This is a genomic window from Tahibacter aquaticus (assembly GCF_004363655.1).
Lineage (GTDB): Bacteria > Pseudomonadota > Gammaproteobacteria > Xanthomonadales > Rhodanobacteraceae > Tahibacter > Tahibacter aquaticus.
Map to the genome: position 1 here is coordinate 628,361 of NZ_SNZH01000002.1, position 23,827 is coordinate 652,187.

General features: G+C 65.6%; 21 protein-coding genes. 11 read left to right on the top strand and 10 right to left on the bottom strand.

All coding sequences use genetic code 11. The annotated features are described in order from the left end of the window. Positions 1-5: 5 nt before the first annotated feature. Positions 6-1,145, bottom strand: coding sequence for an acyltransferase family protein (locus DFR29_RS05445; RefSeq protein ID WP_166653885.1), 1,140 nt, complete (start codon positions 1,143-1,145; stop codon positions 6-8). A gap of 622 nt (positions 1,146-1,767) precedes the next feature. Here DFR29_RS05445 and DFR29_RS05450 point away from each other — a divergent pair. From DFR29_RS05450 to DFR29_RS05490, 10 genes are all read left to right on the top strand, one after another. Beyond that, a complete protein-coding gene (locus DFR29_RS05450; RefSeq protein ID WP_133817550.1) occupies positions 1,768-3,138 on the top strand; it encodes an NAD(P)-dependent oxidoreductase in 1,371 nt (456 codons plus the stop codon). Next, the gene (preA, locus tag DFR29_RS05455) at positions 3,131-4,402 is read left to right on the top strand and encodes an NAD-dependent dihydropyrimidine dehydrogenase subunit PreA (RefSeq protein ID WP_133817551.1); all 1,272 of its coding nucleotides are present in this window, start codon (positions 3,131-3,133) and stop codon (positions 4,400-4,402) included. Before DFR29_RS05450 ends, preA begins: the two co-directional genes overlap by 8 nt. A 58-nt stretch (positions 4,403-4,460) precedes the next feature. Next, the gene (locus tag DFR29_RS05460; RefSeq protein WP_133817552.1) at positions 4,461-5,963 is read left to right on the top strand and encodes an NCS1 family nucleobase:cation symporter-1; all 1,503 of its coding nucleotides are present in this window, start codon (positions 4,461-4,463) and stop codon (positions 5,961-5,963) included. A 226-nt stretch (positions 5,964-6,189) separates the two neighbouring features. Continuing rightward, positions 6,190-7,611, top strand: coding sequence for a dihydropyrimidinase (gene hydA, locus DFR29_RS05465; protein WP_133817553.1), 1,422 nt, complete (start codon positions 6,190-6,192; stop codon positions 7,609-7,611). 115 nt (positions 7,612-7,726) lie between these two features. After that, a complete protein-coding gene (locus tag DFR29_RS29010; protein ID WP_166653886.1) occupies positions 7,727-7,960 on the top strand; it encodes a hypothetical protein in 234 nt (77 codons plus the stop codon). 96 nt (positions 7,961-8,056) lie between these two features. Next, positions 8,057-8,359, top strand: a complete 303-nt coding sequence (locus DFR29_RS05475) for a hypothetical protein (protein WP_133817555.1) — start codon at positions 8,057-8,059, stop codon at positions 8,357-8,359. A 187-nt stretch (positions 8,360-8,546) separates the two neighbouring features. Next, positions 8,547-10,739, top strand: a complete 2,193-nt coding sequence (locus tag DFR29_RS05480; RefSeq protein ID WP_133817556.1) for a translocation/assembly module TamB domain-containing protein — start codon at positions 8,547-8,549, stop codon at positions 10,737-10,739. A 95-nt stretch (positions 10,740-10,834) separates the two neighbouring features. Continuing rightward, entirely contained in the window at positions 10,835-10,996 is a 162-nt protein-coding gene (locus tag DFR29_RS29015) for a hypothetical protein (protein WP_166653887.1), read from the top strand. Continuing rightward, on the top strand, positions 10,993-11,682 hold the full coding sequence (locus tag DFR29_RS05485; RefSeq protein WP_133817557.1) for a GNAT family N-acetyltransferase: 690 nt from the start codon (positions 10,993-10,995) through the stop codon (positions 11,680-11,682). Before DFR29_RS29015 ends, DFR29_RS05485 begins: the two co-directional genes overlap by 4 nt. 158 nt (positions 11,683-11,840) lie before the next feature. Next, positions 11,841-12,167, top strand: a complete 327-nt coding sequence (locus DFR29_RS05490) for a hypothetical protein (RefSeq protein ID WP_133817558.1) — start codon at positions 11,841-11,843, stop codon at positions 12,165-12,167. A gap of 135 nt (positions 12,168-12,302) precedes the next feature. Here the strand turns inward: DFR29_RS05490 and DFR29_RS05495 are convergent, their stop codons facing one another. The 4 genes from DFR29_RS05495 to DFR29_RS05510 all read right to left on the bottom strand — a co-directional run bounded on the left by DFR29_RS05495 (position 12,303) and on the right by DFR29_RS05510 (position 15,375). Next, positions 12,303-12,728 carry an organic hydroperoxide resistance protein gene (locus tag DFR29_RS05495; protein WP_133817559.1) on the bottom strand — a complete coding sequence of 142 codons (426 nt, stop codon included), beginning with the start codon at positions 12,726-12,728 and terminating at the stop codon, positions 12,303-12,305. A 211-nt stretch (positions 12,729-12,939) separates the two neighbouring features. Then, on the bottom strand, positions 12,940-13,407 hold the full coding sequence (locus DFR29_RS05500) for a MarR family winged helix-turn-helix transcriptional regulator (protein ID WP_133817560.1): 468 nt from the start codon (positions 13,405-13,407) through the stop codon (positions 12,940-12,942). A gap of 97 nt (positions 13,408-13,504) precedes the next feature. After that, complete coding sequence (locus DFR29_RS05505) at positions 13,505-14,278, bottom strand: nucleotidyltransferase domain-containing protein (protein ID WP_133817561.1); 774 nt, start codon at positions 14,276-14,278, stop codon at positions 13,505-13,507. Further along, a complete protein-coding gene (locus DFR29_RS05510) occupies positions 14,275-15,375 on the bottom strand; it encodes a DNA polymerase beta superfamily protein (RefSeq protein ID WP_133817562.1) in 1,101 nt (366 codons plus the stop codon). Before DFR29_RS05510 ends, DFR29_RS05505 begins: the two co-directional genes overlap by 4 nt. A gap of 307 nt (positions 15,376-15,682) precedes the next feature. On the opposite strand from DFR29_RS05510, the gene DFR29_RS05515 reads away from it, so the two are divergent. Continuing rightward, positions 15,683-16,177, top strand: coding sequence for a hypothetical protein (locus DFR29_RS05515; RefSeq protein WP_133817563.1), 495 nt, complete (start codon positions 15,683-15,685; stop codon positions 16,175-16,177). 110 nt (positions 16,178-16,287) lie between these two features. Here DFR29_RS05515 and tagF read toward each other — a convergent pair whose 3' ends face one another. From tagF to tssJ, 5 genes are read right to left on the bottom strand one after another with little or no spacing between them, the layout of a single operon-like run. Then, the gene (gene tagF / locus DFR29_RS05520; RefSeq protein ID WP_133817564.1) at positions 16,288-16,884 is read right to left on the bottom strand and encodes a type VI secretion system-associated protein TagF; all 597 of its coding nucleotides are present in this window, start codon (positions 16,882-16,884) and stop codon (positions 16,288-16,290) included. Then, positions 16,884-20,483: a type VI secretion system membrane subunit TssM gene (tssM, locus tag DFR29_RS05525; protein WP_133817565.1), complete on the bottom strand. Its 3,600-nt coding sequence runs from the start codon at positions 20,481-20,483 to the stop codon at positions 16,884-16,886. Before tssM ends, tagF begins: the two co-directional genes overlap by 1 nt. Then, entirely contained in the window at positions 20,483-21,775 is a 1,293-nt protein-coding gene (locus tag DFR29_RS05530; protein WP_208113508.1) for a DotU family type VI secretion system protein, read from the bottom strand. Before DFR29_RS05530 ends, tssM begins: the two co-directional genes overlap by 1 nt. Before the next feature lie 30 nt (positions 21,776-21,805). After that, the gene (gene tssK, locus DFR29_RS05535) at positions 21,806-23,140 is read right to left on the bottom strand and encodes a type VI secretion system baseplate subunit TssK (protein ID WP_133817566.1); all 1,335 of its coding nucleotides are present in this window, start codon (positions 23,138-23,140) and stop codon (positions 21,806-21,808) included. A gap of 48 nt (positions 23,141-23,188) precedes the next feature. Then, positions 23,189-23,734, bottom strand: a complete 546-nt coding sequence (gene tssJ / locus DFR29_RS05540; protein WP_166653888.1) for a type VI secretion system lipoprotein TssJ — start codon at positions 23,732-23,734, stop codon at positions 23,189-23,191. Between the last annotated feature and the right edge of the window lie 93 nt (positions 23,735-23,827).

A 23,827-nucleotide genomic window follows, 5' to 3' on the forward strand; every position in this document is an offset into this window, starting at 1 on the left:
GGCCGCTAGGGAGTTTGCAAGGACGCGTTGGCGGCCCGGTCCGGCTTCGGCGAGACGGGACTGGACTCCTGCCGTCCTGCCCTTCTCCTGGAGAGTGCGGAGTAGGCCTTGCGGCCCAACCGTATCGCGGGTCTTTCGACCAGCCTGACAACGGCGTAGCAGAACAGCAGCAACACGATGAGTGCCTGGACGTCGGGAGGCAGCACGTTCACGCCGAAGGCGGACAGCCACACTTTGATGGACTCAAAAAACCAGTTGTGAAACAGGTAGACGGAGTAGGTGAGGTCCGATAGCAGCCTGACGATGCGCGCGTCCCCGAGGTAGTCCCGGAAGAACCACGCGGCCCAGAAGATCGCCAGGGCCGGCGCTACGAAATCAGCCGCTGCCCAGACCGGATGAAGCGGGGGAATGAGGCGGTAATACTGCACCAGTGCGATTGCGCTGATCAGCAGCAGCCAGGAAAGCGTCGTAGTACGCGTCTGGTACAGGTAGAACATTGCGCCTACGAACAGAAACGGCCCGTAGATCGTCAGGTATCCGTGCGTGAAACTGCCGGTGTTCGGAACCGGATCGGTTACCGCAGCAAGCACGATCAGCAGCGTGAAAGCCAGCGGCAGCCAGCGACGCGCATGCGTCATCAGGCCGCCGGCGCGAGCGGCCGCCATGATCAGATAGAACACGACTTCCACGCGCAGCGTCCACTCGACACCGGCCAGTGCTGGCGGCGTATTGAACAGGTCGCCGATCAGCAACAGCTGTGCGATCAGGGCGCCGACGGAGACCGGGCTGCCGTAGAGCGCGATGATGGTGTACTCCATCAATACCGCGACAAAGTACAGCGGGTAGATGCGAAACGCGCGTTTTACCAGGAACTCTGTCGTAGCTTCGCTTTGCAGTACGTGCGTGATGATGTAGCCGGAGACCAGGAAGAAGACGACGACCCCCACGCCGCCGCCCGTGACGAGCGGAAGCACCCAGCTGGCCAACGTCCGCACCGAACTGTGTACCGTCGGGTCGTTCGACAAGGGCACCAGATAGGTGCCGAACTTGTGCCCGACCAGCACGGAAACGAACGCGAATATGCGCAGGTAGTCGAGAAAGACGATGCGCGACTTCGCATGGGCGGACGGCGGGGAAGTTTCCATGGGTTTTCGCAGAGACGGGGAGTGGAGCGCGCTTTGGTCCGGTGCGATTGCGCGACGGACACCTGGAAGTTCCGAGCCACACGGTGCCCTCAGTGGGAACACCAGAATGGCCCTTTCGGGACACGACAAGACCTTTACCATGGCAGACTACCGAATACACGATCAAGAGGCAGCTGGTCTCGGCGCCGCTTGACCGGTTGCTCCGGATCACTGTCGCCCGGGCGGCTTTCGCGTTCATGACCCGGCGCATTCGGAACGCGGGGGAGAGCTGGACCGTTGAGCGGGTCTCGCTGGCCGGCCCGGCGGCGCGCCGCCAGTTCGCCAGGCCCCGTTCCCTGCCGGTTGCGCGAGGGAGCCGCGTTTTTGCTCGTCGATACCGGGAAGTCCGGTCAGCCGTCGAGCCGAGCCATGCCCATCCCGCTTGCGCCGCCGCCGCAATCCGACTAAAAAACACAGGTGGGGTGCTGACCCGTCCGGCCAGGGCGCGTTGCGCAGGCGCAAGGGCCGCCTGCAGGTCTTGCCCCCGTTCCTTCCGACGACCGCGCCCGCGTCTCGTCCGCCGTTTTCGGGCGGACGGCCTGGGGCCGGCGCGGTTTACTCCAAGGCGCCCCCAGGAGACCGAATGAGCCGCAAGGACCTTGCCGACATTGCTTCCGGACGACTGTCCGCACAGCAGCTCGCGCAGAATTTCGACGACGTATCCCCGCCGCTGGACCGGCAGAGCGCGCTGATCGCCGCGCAACGCTGCTACTACTGCTACGACGCGCCCTGCATCCAGGCCTGTCCTACCGGCATCGACATTCCGAGCTTCATCCGCCGCATCACCACCGACAACCTGCGTGGTGCGGCGCAGGATATCCTCGGCGCGAACGTGCTCGGCGGCATGTGCGCGCGGGTCTGCCCGACGGAAATCCTCTGCGAGGGCAGCTGCGTGCGTAATACCGGCGAATCGCAGCCGGTTGAGATCGGCGCCCTGCAGCGCTATGCCACCGACTGGGTATTCGACACCAATGTCACGCTGTTCGACCGCGCACCGGCCACGGGCAAGCGCGTCGCCATCGTCGGCGCCGGACCGGCCGGGCTGTCCTGCGCACACACACTGGCGCGGCTGGGCCACGACGTGACCCTCTTCGACGCCAAGCCCAAGCCGGGCGGACTGAACGAATACGGCATCGCCGAATACAAAGTGCTGGAATTCGCCGCGCGGGAAATCGAATGGCTGCTGTCGATCGGCGGCATCGCCTGGCAGGGCGGCCAGGCATTGGGCGAAAATCTGCACCTTTCCTCATTGTGCAATGACTACGACGCAGTATTCCTCGGCCTGGGCCTGGCGGGTGTCAACGCGCTGGGCATCGACGGCGAAAACCTCGCCGGCGTGCGCAACGCCGTCGATTTCATCGCCGACCTGCGCCAGTGCGACGATTTCAGCCAGATGCCGGTAGGCCGCCGCGTCGTGGTGATCGGCGGCGGCAACACCGCCATCGATGCCGCGGTGCAAAGCAGGAAGCTCGGCGCCGAATCGGTCACCCTGGTATACCGCCGCGGCAGCGCCAGCATGAGCGCCACCTGGGCCGAGCAGGAATTCGCCAAGACCCAGGGCGTCAACGTGATCGAATGGGCGCAGCCGCGCCGCATCCTCGGCTCGGCCGGTGCCGTCGAGGCGATCGAATTCGAATATACCCAGCTCGACGCGGACGGCCGCCTGCTTGGCAGCGGCGATGTATTGCGCTTGGCCGCCGACACGGTGCTCAAGGCCATCGGCCAGGTGCTGCTGGCGCCGCGCGCCGACGGCGACGCCAGCGCGCTGCTGGAGGTTGACAAAGGCCGCATTGTGGTCAATGCAGAATTCGAGACTTCTGTGCGCGGCGTCTGGGCCGGCGGAGACTGCGTCGGCGGCAAGGTCGACCTGACCGTGCAGGCAGTGGAAGACGGCAAGCAGGCCGCGCGCTCCATGCACGCGCGCCTGGGCAACGGAGGACAGGGCAATGGCTGATCTGCGCAACAATTTCGTCGGCATTCGTTCGCCAAATCCGTTCTGGCTGGCCTCGGCGCCACCGACGGACAAGGCCTATAACGTGATCCGCGCCTTCGAGGCGGGCTGGGGCGGCGTGGTCTGGAAAACCCTGGGCCTGGACCCGCACGTGGTCAATGTCAGCTCGCGCTACGGCGCGGTGCAGTGGAACGGTCAGCGCATCGCCGGCCTGAACAACATCGAACTGATCACCGACCGGCCGCTGCAGGTCAACCTGGCCGAGATCCGCCAGGTCAAGCGCGACTGGCCCGACCGCGCCATGATCGTCTCGCTGATGGTGCCCTGCGACGAGGAGTCGTGGAAGTATATTCTTCCCATGGTGGAAGACACCGGTTGCGATGCGGTGGAACTCAACTTCGGCTGCCCCCACGGCATGTCCGAGCGGGGCATGGGTTCGGCCGTCGGCCAGGTGCCCGAATACGTGGAACAGGTCGCGCGCTGGGTCAAGCAGCATTCGCGCCTGCCCTGCATCGTCAAGCTCACGCCGAACATCACCGATATCCGCCATTCCGCCCGTGCCGCATTCCGCGGCGGCGCCGACGCGGTATCGCTGATCAATACCATCAACTCCATCGTCTCGGTCGACCTCGACCTGATGGCGCCGACACCGACCGTCGACGGCAAGGGCACTCACGGCGGCTACTGCGGGCCGGCGGTAAAGCCGATCGCGCTGAACATGGTGGCCGAGATTGCGCGCGACGCGGAAACGCGCAACCTGCCGATCTCCGCCATCGGCGGCATCGGCACTTGGCGCGATGCGGCCGAGTTCATGGCCCTGGGTGCCGGCAACGTGCAGGTCTGCACCGCGGCCATGCACTACGGCTTCCGCATCGTCGACGACATGATCGCCGGCCTGTCGAACTGGATGGACGAGAAGGGCTATCGCACGTTGGAGGACTTCCGCGGCCGCGCCGTGCCGAATGTCACCGACTGGAAATTCCTCAACCTCAAGTACGACATCAAGGCGCTGATCGACCAGGACAAATGCATCAAGTGCGGCCTGTGCCATATCGCCTGCGAAGACACCGCGCATCAGGCCATCACGCGGGAGAAAGACGGCAAACGCCATTTCGAAGTGGTCAACGGCGAATGCGTCGGCTGCAACCTGTGCATGCACGTCTGTCCGGTGGACAGCTGTATCAGCATGGTGCGGGTGGACGAGGGCGGCTATGCCAACTGGACGACGCACCCGAACAACCCCGCTGCGGTAAAGGAACCGGCGTAGCGCGGCGCGGGCGCAAGCCTTACATTCGTCGCGCTACGCAACCGCGGGGGAGAGATCGATGACGGCAACAGCGCAAAGCAGCGAAGGTGTGCCCCAGGGCGCGTTATACAACGCCGATCTCGCCCCGACTACCGCGGCCCAGCGCACCTGGACCTGGTATCACTTCGCTGCGCTGTGGGTAGGCATGGTGATGTGCATTCCGTCGTATACCCTGGCCGCCGGCCTGATCGACCAGGGCATGTCGCCCTGGCAGGCGGTGACGACGGTGCTGCTGGGCAATGCCATCGTGCTGGTGCCGATGCTGCTGATTGGTCATGCAGGGGCGAAATACGGCATTCCGTATGCGGTGCTGGTGCGCTCCAGCTTCGGCACCCAGGGCGCCAAGCTGCCGGCCATGCTGCGTGCCATCGTCGCCTGTGGCTGGTACGGCATCCAGACCTGGTTCGGCGGCCTGGCCATGTATACCTTGCTCAATATCATCACCGGCAACGCCCTGCATGCCGAGGCGCTGCCGCTGCTGGGCATCAATCTCGGCCAGCTGGTCTGCTTCCTCGCGTTCTGGGCGCTGCAGCTGTACTTCGTCGTGCACGGAACCGATTCGATCCGCTGGCTGGAAACCTTCTCCGCGCCGATCAAGATCGTCATGTGCCTGGTACTGGTGTGGTGGGCGCTGACCCACGCTGGCGGTTTCGGCAGCATGATGGCGATGCCGTCGAAATTCGTCGACGGCGGCGAGAAGGCCGGCCAGTTCTGGATCGTGTTCTGGCCGTCGCTGACGGCGATGGTCGGCTTCTGGGCCACGCTGGCGCTGAACATCCCCGACTTCACCCGCTTTGCCCGCTCGCAGCGCGACCAGTTCATCGGCCAGAGCATAGGCCTGCCGCTGCCCATGGGCCTGCTCGCGCTGATGTCGGTCATCGTCACCTCGGCCACGGTGGTGATCTATGGCAAGGCGATCTGGGATCCGGTCGACCTGTCCAGCCGCTTCACCGGCATCGGTGTCGGCCTGGCGCTGCTAGTGCTGACCCTGGACACCATGTGCTGCAACCTCGCCGCCAACCTGGTCGGCCCGGCCTACGATTTCGCCAGCCTCAATCCGCGGCGCATTTCTTACCGCAGCGGCGGCCTGATCACCGCTGGCATCGCCTTGCTGGCGATGCCGTGGAAAATTCTGGAAAGTACCCAAGGCTATATTTTCACATGGCTTGTCGGCTATTCCGCGCTGCTGGGGCCGGTCGCCGGCATCATGCTGGTCGACTACTATTTCCTGCGCAATACACGGCTGGACCTGAAGCAGTTGTTCGACGAACGCGGCATCTACGCCTATCGCCGCGGCTGGAACCCGGCCGCGATCATCGCGCTGCTGGCCGGCGTGCTGCCCAACCTGCCGGGCTTCCTGCACGCGGCATTCCCGCAGTCGTTCGCCGGCGTGCCGGAATTCTTCAAGACCTTGTACACCTATGCCTGGTTTGCCGGCCTGGGTATTTCTGCGCTGGTGTACGCGTTGCTGATGCGCGTGAATGCGTCGAAGGTCGGGTCGATGGATATGGGCAAGGCCTGACGCAAGCATGTGGCGCGCGTCATACACGGAGCGACATTGCTCCCTTTCCTCCGGCCGCGTCGCCGCAGATGCGCGGTCGCAGTGCATGTCACGGCGGCGCGGGTTTCGCGCGCGACTGCCCCTGAGCACTCGACAGGTGGTGCGCGCGCCTGCCGGTACGCACACTCGCCATTGCAATCACTTCGCGCGTGTCCCATCGCGCGCCGTCACCCGCTGGAGCTAAGCCATGACCTTGTTGATCCGCGGCGGCACTGTCGTCGATTCCATCCATAGCTACCGCGCCGACGTGCTCTGCGCCGACGGCAAGATCGTGCAGATCGGTACCGGCCTGGACGCGCCCGCCGGCGCGGTGATCGTCGAAGCCGGCGAGCAGCTGGTCATGCCCGGCGGCATCGATCCGCATACGCATATGGAGCTGCCCTTCATGGGCACGGTCGCCAGCGACGATTTCTTCTCCGGTACTGCCGCGGGCCTGGCCGGCGGCACTACCAGCATCATCGACTTCGTCATTCCCAATCCGCGCCAGTCGCTGCTGGAAGCGTTCAATACCTGGCGCGGCTGGGCGGAAAAGGCCGCATCGGACTATGCCTTCCATGTCGCCGTGACCTGGTGGGACGAATCGGTACACCGGGAAATGGGCGTGCTGGCGAACGAGCACGGCGTGGCCAGCTTCAAGCATTTCATGGCGTACAAAGGCGCCATCATGGCCGACGACGAAATCCTCGTGAACAGTTTCCGCCGGGCGCTGGAACTGGGCGCGCTGCCGACGGTGCACGCGGAAAACGGTGAACTGGTATATCAGTTGCAAAAGCAACTGCTGGCGGAAGGCAAGACCGGTCCGTCGTCGCATCCGCTGTCGCGTCCCAGTGCGGTGGAAGGCGAGGCGGCCAACCGCGCCATCCGCATTGCCGAAGTGATCGGCGTGCCGCTGTACATCGTGCACGTTTCGGCGCGCGAAGCGGTGCAGGAAATCGCCCGCGCCCGCGGCGAAGGCCAGCGCGTGTTCGGCGAGGTGCTGGGCGGGCACCTGCTGCTGGACGATTCGGTCTATCTGGACAGCGACTTCACCCGCGCCGCCGCCCATGTCATGAGTCCGCCGTTCCGGCCCAAGGAGCACCAGGAAGCGCTGTGGCAGGCCTTGCAGGCTGGCCATCTGCACACCACGGCCACCGACCACTGCACCTTCTGCGCACCGCAGAAGGCGGCCGGCAAGGACGACTTCACCCGCATCCCCAACGGCTGCGGCGGCGTGGAAGACCGCATGGGCGTGCTGTGGCATTACGGCGTGAATTCGGGCCGGCTCACGCCCAGCGAATTCGTCCAGGTCACATCGACCAACGCGGCGCGCATTTTCAACCTGTATCCGCGCAAGGGTGCCGTCGAAGTTGGCGCCGATGCGGATCTGGTGGTGTGGGATCCGAACGCCTCGCGCACCATCTCGGCGAAGACGCATCACCAGAACGTCGACTTCAATATCTTCGAAGGCCGTACCGTCCAGGGCCTGGCACGGCATACCGTGGCCGCGGGCAAGCTGGTCTGGAGCGACGGCGATCTGCGTGCCGAGCGCGGCGCCGGCAGATACCTGCCGCGGCCGACTTTTCCGGCGTATTTCCAGGCGAACGCGAAACGCGTTGGTCGGTCGGGGTAAGCCGCAGGCGTACCCCAACATCACGTTATTTCCGCAACAAAAAGCCTGTGCCGAAGGAGCGCTTTTGCCTGTATCCGGGCGGAACGAACATGCCTTCGGCAGGGGTTCTTTGCTGGTGAGCCACCTCGACGTTGGGGTGCGCCTGCGGCTTAAGCCAACCTACGCCGCTTTTTCGTTGCCGTTGCCGGATCTGCGCGCAACGCCCGCCGCCGACGTTGCGAAATCTGCGTGGCGATTCCTGCAACACGCGATTTTCGCGTTGCATCCCTGCCGAAAGTCGCCACGCGATGATGCGGTTGTTGTGCGCATGCGCGGGTTTTGCAGCGCAACGGCCGCCAGCGGCATCTGATGATCATGCCGGATGCGCAAGACGCCGCCGGCAAGCGATCGACGATCGCGCGGTGTCGGCCCGCAGTCCGACGCACTTTTTGCGGTGGAGGTCATCATGAAAGCTTCGATGCTCGCGCTGGCGCTGGCCCTGTTCGGCACTACGGCCATGGCAGAAACCACGATCAACCTGGATGTGCTCGCCGCCGAGTCGGGCCTGAGCGTGCGCCAGGTCGGCATGCTGTTCGGCGCGCACGGTGCCTATCCGGAATTCAAGGCTTCCTATGTGCAGGTCAAGCGCAAGTTCACTCAGAGCGTCGGCCAGCAGCGCTACGAAGCCCTGCTTGCGGCGTACAAGGCGCAGCAGGAAGGGCGCAAGGTTGCCGCTGCTGTGGCGCGTCAGGCCGCTTCGGGTTCGTGAGCCTGTTCGTTCGTGGTGTTTTGCTGAAAGGTATAGTGTGTTAAATATACGTAAGTAAAAAAAATGAGCTCAGGGTGCATTCGAATATCAGGCCCGCGGAGCCGATGCCGCGGGCCCGCGGCCGACGCTAGCTTTCGTTGCCTGCCCGACCCTGGCATGCTGCGGGCGACCATCGCCGGAGCTTGCCGTGGCCACTGTAGTGCGTCGTCTGGGACGGATCTCGATCACACTGTTGCGTCGCCTGGCCTGGCTGGTGGCGATCCTGTATGCGCTCTATCTGATCGCGGCGAATGTCTTTCTCAATGCGGGCTTCGGTCCGGACGTGATCAACCGCAAGCCCGAACGCTTCAGCATGCATTGGCAAAACGGGCTCAGCCTGTATCCGGGCCAGGTCGCCTTGTGGAATGTGAAACTGGGCGGCCATGCCCGGCGCGTGCGCTGGCAGGCATCGGCGCAGAAAATCGGCGGTCATATCGCGCTGCTGCCGCTGCTGCGCCGCGAGTTCCATGTGACGACGGCGCACTGCGACGAGGTACGCGGTGGCCTGGACCTGGCCGAAGAGCTGGCGTCGGCCGAACCGCGGCCTGGCGGCTGGGTGCTGCGCTTCAGCCTGATCGACACCGGGACCTTGCGCGAAGTGCGCTGGGGTGCGCACACCCTGACCACGCACGGCGCGGCCGAATTCGGCATGTGGAAACAGCTGCGCGGCGGCGCACTGGAAATCTTTCCATCCTCGGCCAGGCTGCACCAGCTGCAGCTGCGCCAAGGCGATACGGAGTGGCTCAAGGACGGCAGCGCAAGCCTTGCCTTCGAACTGCCACGCCACTCGCGCAGCGACGCGCAGGGCTGGCACAGGCTGGCGCTGGGGCGGTTTGCGCTTGCCCTCGACGCGCAGACGCCGGCGTTCGCCGTGCACATGGACCAGGAACCGCGCTGGCGCGGTGCCCTGCGCAACAGCGGTGGCGGCCGGATACAGGCCGATCTGCAGTTGAGCAAGGGTGCGTTGGTGCCCGGCGGCACGCTTGAACTGAGCGTGCCGCTGGAAGCGAGCGATTCGTCCGGTAAGCACTGGACCCAGCAGGCGCGACTGAATCTTGCGGTAACCCGCAGCATCGACCTGAAGCTCGACCTGCCGCCGCCGCCCGACGGCAGCGGCCGCATCAACGCCGACCTGCAGCTCGACGGCCTCGACGTGCTGCCGCACGACAAGGCGCCGCCGCTGCTGCCGCGCGTCTCCGGCCTGGTCGATCTGCAATGGCGCTTCGATTCGCTGGCCTGGCTCGGCCCCTTGCTGGCGAAGACGCCATGGCTGCAGCTGGACGGCGCGGGCGAGCTGGCCGCTGCGATCAAGCTGAGCAAGGGACGCATCGACGCCGGCAGTACCTTGTCCATTCCGGCCGTGAACGTGCAGGCAGATGTGCAAGGCCAGCGTTTCAGCGGGCGGGCGCGGGCGGATGGCCTGGTCGATAGCAGGAACGGTGAGCTCGCACCCCGCGTGGACATTGCGGTAGAGAACTTCCAGGGTGCGCCGGTCGGCGATCCCAACGCGGTTTTCCTGCGCGGCAAGAACCTCAAGCTGGAATTGCGCTCCACCGGCCGCGTGATCGAATTCCGCGATTCGCTGCGCGCGCGCCTGCTGTTCGATCGCGCCGACGTGCCCGACCTGCGCGCGTTCAACAGCTATCTGCCGGGCCAGGCCCTGCGCTTTCTCGGCGGACGCGGCCAGCTCGGCGGCGACATTGCGCTCGATGCCGTGGGCAAGGTCGGCAAGGGCAATCTGAAGATCCAGGCGCGCCAGGCCAGGCTGGCGGTGAACGATCTGGAATTCAGCGGCGACGTGGACGTGAACGCACAGCTCAGCCGTGCGGATCTGAAGAACGAGGAGTTCGTGCTCGACGGCAGCACCCTGGCCCTGCGCAAGGTCAAGGTGAGCGACCCGGAACGCGCCTCGCCGGGCGACTGGTGGGCTGAAATCCGTTTCGATCGCGGCCGTCTGCAATGGGGTTCGCCACTGCGCATCGACACCAGTGCCAGCGTGCGCATGCCCGATATCAGCCTGCTGCTGGCCCTGTTCACGCGGCACAAGGACTATCCCAAATGGGTGCTGCGTGCACTCGATGCCGGCGAAGTGAATGCGTCCACGCGGGCGCAGATGAAAGACGCGGCGATCGTGCTGGAAGACCTCGCTGTCAGCAATGACCGCTTCGATGTGCGCGCGCGTCTGCGCCTGGCCCAGCGCAAGGCGCAGGGCGATCTGTATCTGCGCTGGGCCAAGCTCGGGCTGGGGCTCGAACTCAAAGAAGGCGAACGCAAGTTCCATCTGCTCAAGGCGCGCGAATGGTTCGAGCAGCAGCCGCGCCTGTTGCCTGCTTCACGTTGAGCGTGCCGCCTGCGCAAAGCGGTGACCAGCGGCCGTTGTTCCTGGCGCGGACGCTGGCATATGCTCGGCGCCGCACCGCCGGACTGTTCACGATCATGCGCAAGCGAACCAAGAACCAGCGCCAGCGCGAAATCGCCGCGCGCACGCGCAGCCGCGATTCCGCCCTGCGCCGCCGGCGCGAACGCAACGACGGCGACAACAGCCGGCGCTGGCAGATTCTGGATCTGGCGCGCCCGGGCACGGAGTCGCGCCGATGAGCCTGTTGTTCCTGGAAAACCCGATCTGGCATTCCTTGCGCAGCCATCACGCGCCGCTGGGCGCAGCCACGCGGCTGGCGGCCTGCTATGCGCCGGCGGTGGCACCGTTCGCCGGCGTAGCCGAGGCCAGCGCCGCCGCTGGTGCCGAACTGGCCGGCCTGCTCGGTGAGCATGAACCGTACTATCTGGTCGGCATCGCTCCGCCTGTCGTGCCGGGCTGGCAGGTGGACAGCCACGGCAGCATCACGCAGATGCTGTGCAGCAGTCCGCCCGAGGTGCCCGACGGTCCCAGGGTCACGGTGCTGGGCCCGGCCCATGTGGCCGACATGCTGGAACTCACCGCGCTGGTTTTTCCGGGCTATTTCCGCCAGAACACCTTGCGCATGGGGCACTACCTCGGTATCTACCTCGACGGCCGCCTGGCTGCGATGGCGGGCGAGCGCATGAATATGCCGGGCTACCGCGAGATCAGTGCGGTCTGCACCCATCCCGAGCATACCGGCCGCGGTTATGCGCAGCGCCTGGTCGCCCTGATCACCCGCAGCGTGTTCGACCAGGGCGTGTCGCCGTTCCTGCATGTGAATACCGACAACCGCCGAGCGAAGTCTGTCTACGAGCGGCTGGGTTATGCAGAACGCGGCGAAATTGCTTTGTACGCTTTGCACCAAGACCGGCCGCACGCCTGAATCCGGCTGAGCGGTGGTTCCGGCGCGGGCTTTGGTGAAGAGGCTACGCTGGCGTGTCGATGCGCCCTGGCATGGAAAAGTGCCAGACAGGTGGCATCCGCCCGTTTTACGCTAGGCCTGGCGTCGGCGCCTGGACCGACATGTAGCGGGGTGAGCGTATGTACGAAGACGATCTTGAGCTGGACGACGAAGCGCTGAACATCGCAGCGGCGCTGATGTCGGGCGGCATGGCCGAGGAAGAAGCCTGCCGGACCGCGGCCGACCTGCAGCAGAAATTCTATGCGGCGCTGGAAGAAAAGGGCGAGGACGCGCCGGCACTGATGGCCCAGACGGCTGCCAATGTGTCGGAGGCGCTGGGCAGGGAAGTGACGGTGGACGAAATCGTGCCCGAAGAGAAACTCAACGGCATTGTCCGGCGCGCCCGGCTGGCCCGTCGCGAGATAGCCGACGATGAGCCCGTACCGGACAGGAAGTTCCTGCACTGAACCGCGAATGCCGCGCCCAGGCCATGGTCGCGGCAGAGGCGGCGTAGCCGGCTTTGCGGCCGGCTACGTGTTCGGCGATAGCGACAGGTCCGGCGCTGCTGCGATACCGCAGAACAGCGTGGACCGCTGGGCGCATCAGACGATGGTCAGGGTCACGTCGATATTGCCCCGCGTCGCATTCGAATACGGGCAGACCTGGTGGGCTTTCTCGACCAGGGCCTGTACCTGCTCGCGCGGCAGGCCGGGGATGGAAATCTTCAGTTCCACTTCGATGCCGAAGCCGGCGGGAATCTGGCCGATGCCGACCACGCCGTCGATGCTGGTATCGGCCGGCAGGGCAATCTTCTGCTGGCCGGCGACGAACTTCAGCGCGCCGATGAAGCAGGCGGAATAGCCGGCCGCGAACAGCTGTTCCGGATTGGTGCCGTCGCCGCCCGCGCCGCCAAGCTCGCGCGGCGTGGACAATTTGACATTCAATACATTGTTGTCGGAACTGGCCTGGCCGTCACGGCCGCCGGTGGCCTTGGCCTGGGCGCGGTAGAGAACAGTGGCAATGGACATGGCGATACTCCTGTGGGGTGGTGTGCAGAGGTGGTGGTTCTACGGCCGACGCGGAAGCGCCGTTTTTGCGTTGGAAATTTCGTGCTATTAAATCGTGTGCTATTTCATAGGCTGTGCTGGGTTCGGGACGCGCTGCCATGTCCGATGGTGCGATGGGCAAGGCGAATTGCGCCGTGCCCGCCCGGGCTTGCATGGACGGCCGACGTCTTGCTCATTCGCTGCTCCTCGACAGGTTCTGCCGCAGGCGCTCCAGCTCGCTCTTGATCGCGCGCAGCTCGGCGCCGGAACACTGCGCGGCGCAGAACACCGACTGCGGTATGGCCTGGGCCGGCTGGCGCAGTGCGCGGCCCGTGCTGCTCAGCTCGATCACGACCTGGCGCTCGTCCTCGGCCGAGCGGGTGCGGCTTAGCAGGCCGGCCGCTTCGAGCCGCTTCAGCAGCGGCGTCAAGGTGGCCGAATCGAGAAACAGGCGCTCACCAATCGCCGAGACCGTCTGCGCGTCGGTTTCCCACAGCACCAGCATGACCAGGTATTGCGGATAGGTCAGGCCCAGCTTGTTCAGCAGCGGCCTGTATACCTTGTGCATGGCCAGGTTGGCCGAATACAGCGCAAAGCACAGCTGCTGGTCCAGCAGCAGGGCAGAGGTGGCGTCGGGTCGGGTGGCGGTTCGGGTCTTCATGGGGTGTGACAATACATAGTGAGCTATTTAATAGCAAGCGACTTTAGTCGAAGAGGCAGGGCAGGCCTGCCCAGGGCAGCCGGCGCGCCGGCGGCGGCTAGGCCGCGTCGCCGTCGCCAACCGCGCGTGCGAGCAAGGCATCCAGGTCAGCATTGTCCACATCGCGCTTTCTCGCCAATGTCGGGCCTATGCGCTCGAAATGGACGAGCTGCTGCTGCATCCACTCGCGCAGCGAAGGTTGCAGCGGCTCGCTGTCGCGTTCCGAGGCGAGCAGTTTGCGTTGTTGCAGATCGGCAATGCGTTCGCGTTCGTCGTGACTGACCCAGTCGGCGGCGACGAGCTTGCCGAACTCGGTGGGTGGCTGGCTGCGCGCGTGTTCTATCCAGCGGCAGGCGAGGATGGGGCGCAGGAAATAGAACACCTTCTTCAGGCGCACGGCGTCGCCACCAAGGTGATCGGCATACGAGGTGCGAGCGATGCCCAGATAATGGAAAAGCGCGGCGGCGGGCTGGAAATAGGCCGGTATCAGCGAACGCAGCGTCGTGGCGAATAGCGCGTCTTCGCGGTAGACGATGGGCGACAGCAGCCATTCGTTCAAGGCGAGGTTGCAGCCGGCAAACAGGCGCAGCGCCTTGCGCAGATCCCAGCCGCTGACGTCGAGATCGTTCGGCAGCATGCGTTCGATCACGTCGCGCGCCTCGAAGACGCGCAGATACCACTGGCGCGGATGGGCATAGACGAAGCGCACGTCGTAGTCGCTGTCGGGCGAGGCAAAGCCCCAGGCGCGGCTGCCGGATTCGGCGGCAAACAGCACGCGGATGCCGCGTTCGTGTTCGAGGTCGGCCAGTGCGGCGAGAATTTCCGGTGTCATGCGTTGCGCGCCTCCCAGGCGCGGGTGAGTTCTTGCAGCAGTTGGCTGGCGGCGCGGGCATCGGTTTCCGGCGGCAGGTCGCAGCCTGCCTTGAGGCGTTCGCAGTCGGCGACGATGGCATTGGCCATGTCGATGATCTGGTCATAGCTGTAGCGGCCGGCGCGTACGTCGCGCAGCAGTTGCAGCGCTTCGCCGCCGACACGTACCAGCGGTTCGCCGCGTTCAAGGATGGACTTGCCCGACAGCAGCAGGCGCAGCGTATGCATGAGGTTCTTGGCGTCGAAATCGAGTTCGCCGCTTTCCTGCTGCTGCCAGCGCGATTCGTTGCGTTCGCGCCGCCAGGTCCAATAGTTCTGGTGGTCGACCAGGGCCTGTTTCCAGGCCTGTTCGTTGTAGATCAGCAGGCCGGCGAAACGCGTCTGTTCGTCGTCCAGCGCAATGGATTCGCAGGCGATGACGTCGCCGCGGAATACGCCGCGGGCATCGCTGCCGTAGTCGTACAGGCGGTAGAGGTCGCGCGCATGTTCGACCCGCGCGGCATGGTGGCGCGCCAGATCGATGCCGCTGCGGCCCAGAGGCTCGGGCCGGAACGGCGCGGCACCGTCGGGCGCCAGACGCGCGCGCGTGACGACGTGGCAGTAGTCTTCTTTCTGCGGCGGCTCTGCCGGCTTGGGCTGGTTGATCCATTTGTTCTGCCCGCGCGCCTTCTTGATCTGACTGAACGCATAGCCCAGATGCGTATCGGCGCAGCGGCGCGTGACGAACAGCGCGCGCCGGCGCAGCAGTTCCTGCATTTCCGGCGCGCACTGGCGTACGCAGTCGGCCGGCATGTAGAGCAGTTCCATCAGGCTGGGATTGGCGGCGCTGAGCAGCTCGATGGTGCGGCGCAGGCTGAAGTAGACAACGTTGTTGCGTGCGTCGCTGATCTGGTTGGGCGGTTGCTGCAGCAGCAGATAGTCCTGCGCCGGCAGTGCGAAGATGCCGCGGATGTCTTCGTCGCTGTCGGCGGTATGCGTGCCGTAGGCGCGGCTGCCGGCGATGCATTCGAACAGGATGGTCGCGGGCGCGGGATTGCTCGGGGAATAGACGGCGTCCATGCGTAATCGGTATGCGGAGTATTTTGCAATATAGGTCGGCGATAGCAGGCTGTCGAACGGCTGCGCTGCCGTAGGGTGCGATGACCAACGCGAATTGCACGGCAAGGACCTGCAGCCGGGCTTCGTCGCCGGGCGGCGCGGCGCAATTCGCGTTGCTCATCGCGCCCCAAGCAAAGCAGGGCCGCGCGCGCCAAACGCGGCAAAGTGCCAAATGGTCGCCTTACCCGGCCGATGCCGGCGCCTATGATGCGCGGGCGGGGGCGCACAGAGGGAGCACGTCATGCGATCAGGGAACAGGATTCGAACCATGCGCCGCGCATTCGGCGCGACGGCGGTAGTGTTGTTGCTGTCGGCAGTCCCTGGCGTACAGGCGCGCGAGGCCGCGCCCGCGTCACGGCGCGCGCCGACGGTAGCCATCGTGGTCAGCGGCGATGCGGCCATCGCGGGACCAGCGCGTGCCGCCATCGGCGCGGTAGCGCAGCAGCAGGGCTTCCGCGTGATCGAAGGCCGCGGCCGCCTGGCCGAAACCGATACGCGGCCTTATGCGCGCAAGGCCGACGCGGTGTTCTTCGTCGATGCCAATCCCATCGGCACGACCGAAGTGGAGTATTACGGCAATCTGTCGACGCTCTATACCGCCGAAGTCAGCCTGAGCGCCTACCGGCCCAGCAATGGCGAACTGCTGTGGAGCGGTCCGGCGACATCGGTGAGCTTCTCCGCGATGAATGCACGCGAGAAAGCGGAAGAAGCGCTGGAGCCGATGCTGGCTGATGTGGAGCAGGAGTTGCGCCGCCTGCGGTGAGCGAAGGCGGCGCCTTGCGGGCACAGGGCGAGCGTGGCCTGACTTGAGCCCGGCCTTGCCGGGCATGGCGTTCTAGCGATGTTCGGCCGGCTCTGCGCCGGCCCGGCCGCTCAATGCCCGAACAGGCGCAGGAACAGGTCGGCGTCGGGCTTGCCGCGGTGGTTGATTTCCCGCAGCGGCGAATACTGGGTGCGTTCGGACCACCAGATCGATTTGTCGCCGTAGGCGTTGAAGTCGTCCAGGCTCAGGATGCGGCGCCAATCCTCGGCATCGTTGATGTGTGGGTCTTGCAGCAGGCCCAGCGTGGTTTCCGCATCGAGCTGCTGGTGCAGCACGCTGGGCAGTACCTGGGCCAGGCGCGACATGCGCCGCCACAGCATCGCGGCTTCCGCCATCGGGTCGATGCCGATGGGCGCAAACGCAATCACCGGGAAATAGCGGCCGACCCGGTCGACGCTGGGCATCAGCGCGCCGCACAGCGGTGCCGGGCTCCAGATGCCGGCGGGCAGGATGAACTGCCATACCGGCGCCACCAGGTAACTGTCCAGCCAGGTTTCCGAGATGGAGCGTAGCGTGAACAGGCCATGCTGCATCCATTCGTCGGCCAGGCCGACCTGGTCGCGCGGCAGCGAGCGCGTGACGAAGTCGCCCAGCGCGGGGATCTTGCCGAAGAAGCCGAACTCGCCGACGACCGAGGCCGCAAACATCAGATGCGGCCCGGGCAGGAGAAGCTGACCAGCTCGCGCAGGCGGAACGGGTTCTGCACGCTGCTCGCGGTCACTTCGATGACGATGCGCTTGCCGTGGATCAGCAGCGCGGCGACAAACCGTTCGGGCCCGGCGCCGGGACGGATTTCGCCTTCGTCGAACAGGCGGAACAGCGCCCAGGGGCCGGTCATGACCATGTACTTCTCGCCGTCCTTGGCGCTGGTCGTGACGATGCGCACCTGGTTGGTGGCGCGCGGCCCGGGCCAGGTGGCCCGATTCGGTACCTGCGGGCCGTGGGCGTAGCGGAAGACCTGGCCGTCCACGTCCAGCGTCATCTGCTCGATGGTCGCGTCCATCTCCAGCACCTTGAACTCGAACGACAGGTCCATGGCCTTGCCGCCGGAGGGGAAGAACACGTCGCGGATGCGCGCGGCCTTCTGGAACGAACCCAGCGGCACGGTGGCGCCGCCGGGCTGGCGCAGCACCCAGTTCGGGCCGGAAATGTCGGCCATCGGGGCCAGGCGGCTGGTGAAGAACTGATCCATCAGGCCGCCCTGGGAGAACATGCGCGAGAAATCGGCCAGGGTCACGTCCTGCTGCGCTGCGCGCTGGAACGGATAGCGACCCTGGATGGCACGGCGGCAGAACTCGCCGAGCGAGGAGTCCAGTTCTCCGCCCAGGGTGCTGCGGATGCTGCCGTCGGCCTGGCGGCTGCCGCTGTCGGCGAGGTTTTCCAGCATGCCGCGCAGCGGCATCGGCAGCTGCGCCGCCTCGGCGCGCACGCGCGTCAGCACTTCGCCCGAGGGCACGCTGAGCGTGGTGCGCGTGGCCAGTGCGGCCTCGGTGCCGGACAGGTTCATGTACAGCTCGTTGAACAGCTTCATCACCTGGTCGATCTGCGGCGCGCCGCTGTCGGTACGCACCAGCCGGCGGATCGGTTCGAAGCGGTCGTCGACGATGCGTTCCAGGCGCTCTTCCTTGCGTGCCACAGCCGGCACGATGGATGGCCCCAGCGTGCGGGCCAGGTCGTCCTTGGCCGAGCTGACCTGGCGCTTGGCCTGGCTCAGCAGCGAGCTGTCGGTGGGGTTTTCCGGCTTGATCAGCGTGGTTTCCCGCGCCACTGCACGCAGGAACTGGGCGATCGGCGAATCCGGCGCCGACAGTATTCTGGCAGTTTCTATACTTTGTGACATCGAGCCGGAGCTGACCAGGCGCACGTCGGACAGGTAGGCCTCCCACAGGCCGACGTATTCGTGCAGGTACAGACGCTTGAGGTCGCGCTGCAGCGAACCTTCGCCCAGCGCGTCGAGCTGCTGCTGCGGACGCTGGGCGACGCGGTCGAGCACCCAGCCTTCCTCGTTTTCCAGCAGGCCGAGGATGGAGCCGGCCTCGGGCAGGAACACGTTGTGGTAACCGTGGAAGGTGAACAGGCCCGGGATGCCCTTGGTCAGCGGCTCGCCGCTGGCGCGGCGGAATACCAGGGTCGCCTGCGGGCCGCCCGCTTCGGCGATGGTGAAGTCGCCCAGGCTGCCGTTGTTGAGGCGGTTCTTCAGCCGGCTGTAGGCACGCTGGGCGAGGGAATAGCGCGCCAGCTGCTCGCGCTTCTGCTTGACCAGGTCGACATCGGCCGGGAACGGCGAGGTGACTGCATCGGCATTGAGCAGGCGCGACAGATGAGTGAACAGCTGGTCGCGCTGTTCCTGCGTGGCCGAGGTGGGCAGGCTGCGTTCCCAGTCCAGGCGCAGGAAGGCTTCCACCGTCGATGGGTCGTAGTGCTTGGGTTCGGCCAGCATCAGATAGACCTTGAGCGTTTCGTAGGTCAGCTCGAGGTTGTCTTCCGGTGTGGTGCGAAGCATTTCTTCCAGCCGGCGCACGATCTGCGGCAGCAGCGCGCGCTCGATCGCCTTGCGGTAGGAATCCTGTGCCGCCGCATCGAGCTTGCCGCCCTGGTAGAGGCCGTAGGTCAGGTTGATCGGTGGGTCGCCGACCGGGAAATCCGGGCCGTCGGCCAGCTTGACCAGGGCGTTCAGGCCGGGCAGCAGCTCCAGCAGGGTGGCGCCTTCGCCTTTCTGCATGGTCTTCAGATGGCCGTCGACCAGGGCCGTCTTGGAGTCGACGAAGTCGATGTAGTTGTTGTTGCGCTTGTAGCTGACCGCCCAGCCGACCACGGCCAGGGCGAGCAGGCCGAGTACTGCGGTGTGTCCGGCGATGCTGAGCCAGCGCTCGCGCCGCTCGGCGCGGCGGTTGCGCCCGGCCAGGTGCGCTTCTGGAAAAATGACTTTGTGCAGGAGATCCTGCAGGAAGTAGCTCTTGCCGCTCTTGGGTGTCTGCTGCAGCGAGACGCGGCCGTCGAAGCCGAGGCTGCGATTGAGGCTGCCGAGCAGGCGATCGAACGGCGTGCCTTCCTGCGTGCCCGACGTGAAGTAGACGCCGCGCAGCATGGCCTGCGGCGCGAACTTCGAATCGGCGAACACGTTCTGCAGCAGCTGGCGCACCAGCGGCGTGAGGTTGGCGAAATGCTGCGGCAAGGTATAGGCGCGGGCACGCCGGGCCGTGTCGCTTTCGCTCAGCATCAGCTCGGGCAGCTTGTCGAACAGGCGGCGGGCGAGCAGGTCCATCTCGGTTTCCATCTGCCGGCCGAGCAGCTCGCGGTTCACTTCGCCGCCCAGCTGCAGGGGCAGGGTGAAGCCCCAGACCTGGGCGCGCTCTTCCTTGCTCAGGTTGTTGAAGTATTCGTTGAAGCCGCCAAGCAGATCGACCTTGCTCACCAGCACGTAGATCGGAAACGCGATGTTGAGGTTGTCTGTCAGCTCGTTCAGGCGCGCACGGATGCGTGCGGCGTGGCGGTCACGCTCATCCTCGCTCGAGCTGAGCAGGTCGGCTACCGAGACGGTCAGGATGGCGCCGTTGAGCGGCTGGCGCGGGCGGAATTTCTTCAGCAGCTTGAGAAAGCCTTCCCATTCCGCCTTGTCCGCGACGGCGTCGCTTTCCTGCATGGTGTAGCGGCCGGCCGTGTCCAGCAGCACGGTTTCGTCGGCGAACCACCAGTCGCAGCTGCGCGTGCCGCCGACGCCGCGGATGCTTTCCTTGCCCATTTCCTCGGCCAGGGGGAAGCGCAGGCCGCTGTTGAGCAGGGCCGTGGTCTTGCCCGAGCCGGGCGCGCCGATGAAAACGTACCAGGGAATCTGGTAGAGGAACTTCTGGCCGAACTGGGCCATCAGTCCGCTTTCCTTCTTGCCGCCGAAGCGTGTCTTCTTCAGCTGCGTGAGGGCGCGTTCGAAGTTGCTGCGCAACTCGTCGATGGCAGCGCGGGAAGGATCGTTCGGGCTGGCGGGCTTGGCTTCGCGCATGCCCATGACGGCATCGATCAGGCGCGCATTCATGCGCTGCTTCTTCCACACCCGCAGCAACAGGCGCAGCAGCAACAGCACGAGGATGCCGATCATGATCCACACGCGCACCTTCACCGGCTCCAGCGGCCGGTAGTTGGCGAAGGCGAACAGCGGGCCGAGATACCAGATGGCCAGGCCCAGGGCGATCAGGCCCAGGGTGATGAAGAGGTAGCGGCTGAAGATCAGCGAGAACAGACGGCGCAACACTAGCGAACCTCCTTGTTCAGCTCGGCCGGCGTGGCGAACACAGTGATCTCGACGCGGCGGTTCTGCGCGCGTCCGGCTGGCGTGGCGTTGTCGGCCAGCGGATCGGCTTCGCCGCGGCCTTCGGTGCTGATGCGCTCGGGCGTGCGCACCGACTGGTTGAGCTGGCCGGCGACGGCGCGGGCACGTTCCTGCGAGAGTTCCCAGTTGGACGGGAAGCGCACGCTGCGGATCGGCCGGTCGTCGGTATGGCCGCTGACCAGGACGCGGCCGGGCACTTCGTTGATCGCCGCGGCGATGCGGTCGACGATGTCGCGGAACTGCGGCCGCATGGTCGCGCTGCCGGATTCGAACAGGCCGTCGCCGCGGATGGTGACGGTGCTCTTCTCGTAGTTCTCCTGCACCGACACCAGGCCCTGCTTGATTTCCGGTTCGAGGAACTTGGAGAAGCGCAGCGGCGGCGGCTCGGCGCGCACGACCGGCGCGGGCGTGGGGAGCTTGAGCGAACTGATGGCGATGAAACTCTTGTCCGACCGCGCCGCCAGCCAGAACGCCAGCAGCATGAAAATGCCGACGCCGAGCACCACGGCGAGGATGCCGGTTACCCAGACCGGAATCATGCCCCAGATGCGCTGCATCTCGGCCTGCACGCCGGCCCAGTGAATGGACAGCGCCCGGTCGGGCACGCCGCGGCCGGTCTTGATGATGTCGGCGAGGCGGCGCTTGAGCGTTTCGAGCTGGCTCTGGCCGTTGGAGACGATGCGATAGCGGCCTTCGAAGCCGAGCGCGATGCAGTAGTACATCAGCTCCAGCACGTCGAGGTGCTGCGACGGCGTTTGCGCCAGTTTGGCCAGCAGCTGGTAGAACTTCTCGCCGCCCCAGGTTTCATTGTGGAAAGTGACCAACAATGAATTCTTCGACCAGGCGCCGGAACCGCCCCAGGGCGTCTGCGCCGCGGCTTCGTCGAGCACCGTGCACAGGCAGTAGCGCGCCGCGACGATGTGCTCGGCCGGAATGCCCTGTGCCTTGGCGTTGGCGTCGAAGCGGCGGATCTCGTCGGCAAGATAGGTCTTGAGCCGGTCCGGGTCCGCGTTATGCACCAGCGTGCGGATCTGGTAGACCAGGTTGAGGATGGGATTGGCCACCGCGATCAGCGGCGAATTGCCGGACGGAATTTCCGGTTCGTGCGATTGCCATACCGGCTGTGCGCTGCCCGACAGCGGCGTTGCGGCGCCGCCCGGGCTGGGCATCACGAAGGTACGGTTGTTGCCGGCGTTGAACGAAGGGTTGGTCATGGCGATTCTTTCAGGGGACGCAGACCAGGGCTAGCGGCGCACAGCCCAGCATTCCAGCTCGAGGTCGGGGAATTCGCCGGCGACATGCAGCGCCAGCGTTCCCGTAGTCTGCAGCTGTTTCCACAATTCTACCGACGTATCCATCTCGAAATAATGGTAGCCGGCGTGATACGGGATCTGGCGCGGCGCCACCGGCAGCAGGCGCAGGCCCACGCCCGGCAGGTGCAGGTTGACCAGGTCGCGGATCTTGTCCGCGGGGCCGATCTTGACCTGGGTGGGGAAGTGCGTGCGCAGGGTTTCCGGCGGCGTGCTGGCGTGGACGGCCAGGATGAACTGGGCGGTACGCAGCAATTCGGTGTCGTTGACATGACCGACGCGCACGCCGTAGTTGCGGATCTGCAGGTCGATCTGCACGGCATTCTGTTCCAGCACCGTCGACAGGCCGCGGCGCAGCAGGAACATCAGCGGCATGATGCAGCCGTACAGGTCGTCGTGGTCGTAGTGCGGCCAGCTGCCGGGACGGCGCGAAGCCTCCATGAAGGTGGCCAGCTCGCCGGCGATCTGCACCAGCGCGCCGTAGAAGCGCTCGGGATGCAGCACCGACGGATTGAGCAGGTGGGTCAGGAACGGCTGCCAGCGGTTGAGCATCTGCAGCAGCAGGAACTCGCCCACTTCAGACACGCCGCCGCGGCCGGGCTGGCTCAGGCGGTCGGCGAGCACGTCGGCGCGCTGGTTGACCAAGCCGTGCAGCTCGTTGAGCAGCGACATCAGATAGGCAAAGGCCGAACAGCAGACCACCGGCGGAATGTATTCGCTGTCCAGCAGCAGCTGGCGGTCGCTGCGGCATTCGACCACGCGGGCTACGCCGACACCGAGCCAGCCGTCGGCCAGGTCCTTTTCCAGCACCAGGCGCAGCCGCGGCGTGCCCAGCTGCAGATCGGCGGGCTCGCCGGCGATGGAATTCTCGTCGCGCACTACCGCGTCGCTGACGGTATAGCGTGCCAGCGAGGCCGGGTTGTCCTCGAACACCACATGTTCGGTGCCCGGCCGCTTCAGCGGCAGGGCGAGATAAACCGTCTGGTTGACCACGCCTTCGCCGAAATGCAGCGGATCGGGCGCGCTGCTCTGCAGCGGGAACGAGAACGAGGTGCCGTCGGGCAGCAGGCCGGTGGCGCTCTGGATCGCGACCTTGCCTACCGACAGCGCTGCCACGTCCAGGCGCAGGTCGCGGAAGCCCCAGAAGAAGGGTTCCGCGGCCAGGCTGCGCTGGTGCGCGTGGAACTCGAAATAGCGTTCCTGCTGCTGGAAATGCTGCGGGCGAAGGAACATGCCTTCGGCCCAGACGACTTTCTTGAACGGATCCATCTCACCTTCCCTGGCTGGCGCGGCGTCGGCTCATCGCGGTCATTGCGCTTACTTCTTCTTCTGCGGCGGGCCGGTCATGATGACCTTGCGTTCCTGCAGGTCGACCGTGTACTCGACCGTCGGCTTGCCGCTCTTGAGGAACTCGGGCAGCTTGATCCACTTCTTGCGCTGCGGCGGCAGGTCGAGCGCGGCGCGCCAGACGCTGTTTTCCATGTCGCGGAAGCCGACCATCACGCCAATGGCGTCTTCGTCGGCATCGAAGGTATAGCTCTTCTTGACCGTGGCGCCGGGCTGCACCGGGAAGCGGTCCTTCAGCACGACCACGCCGTCGAGATCGCCCTTGTCCTCGTCGGCCAGGGTGAAGTAGTCGGCCTGCATGAACGGTGCGGCGCGCTTGAGCTTGACCATGGTGACCTGGGCCGGCGACGGGCGCAGGTTCATGTCGGGGTTGAGCTTGGGGCTGGCGGTGAGGGTGACCTCGACCGTGACCGGGTTGCGCTTCTTCGGCGCCGAGGAGCAGGCACCCAGCGTAGCCAGCAGTGCCAGGCCGGACAGGAGACAGACGAGACGGAACAGCGAGCGTTTGGCGGTCATGGGGGTCGCGGCGAGTGAGGTGGGAGGTGGTGGGCTGGCCAGGGAGCTTGCCCGTTCGACAAAACCTGGTAATGACATTACGCGTTTCCGGCC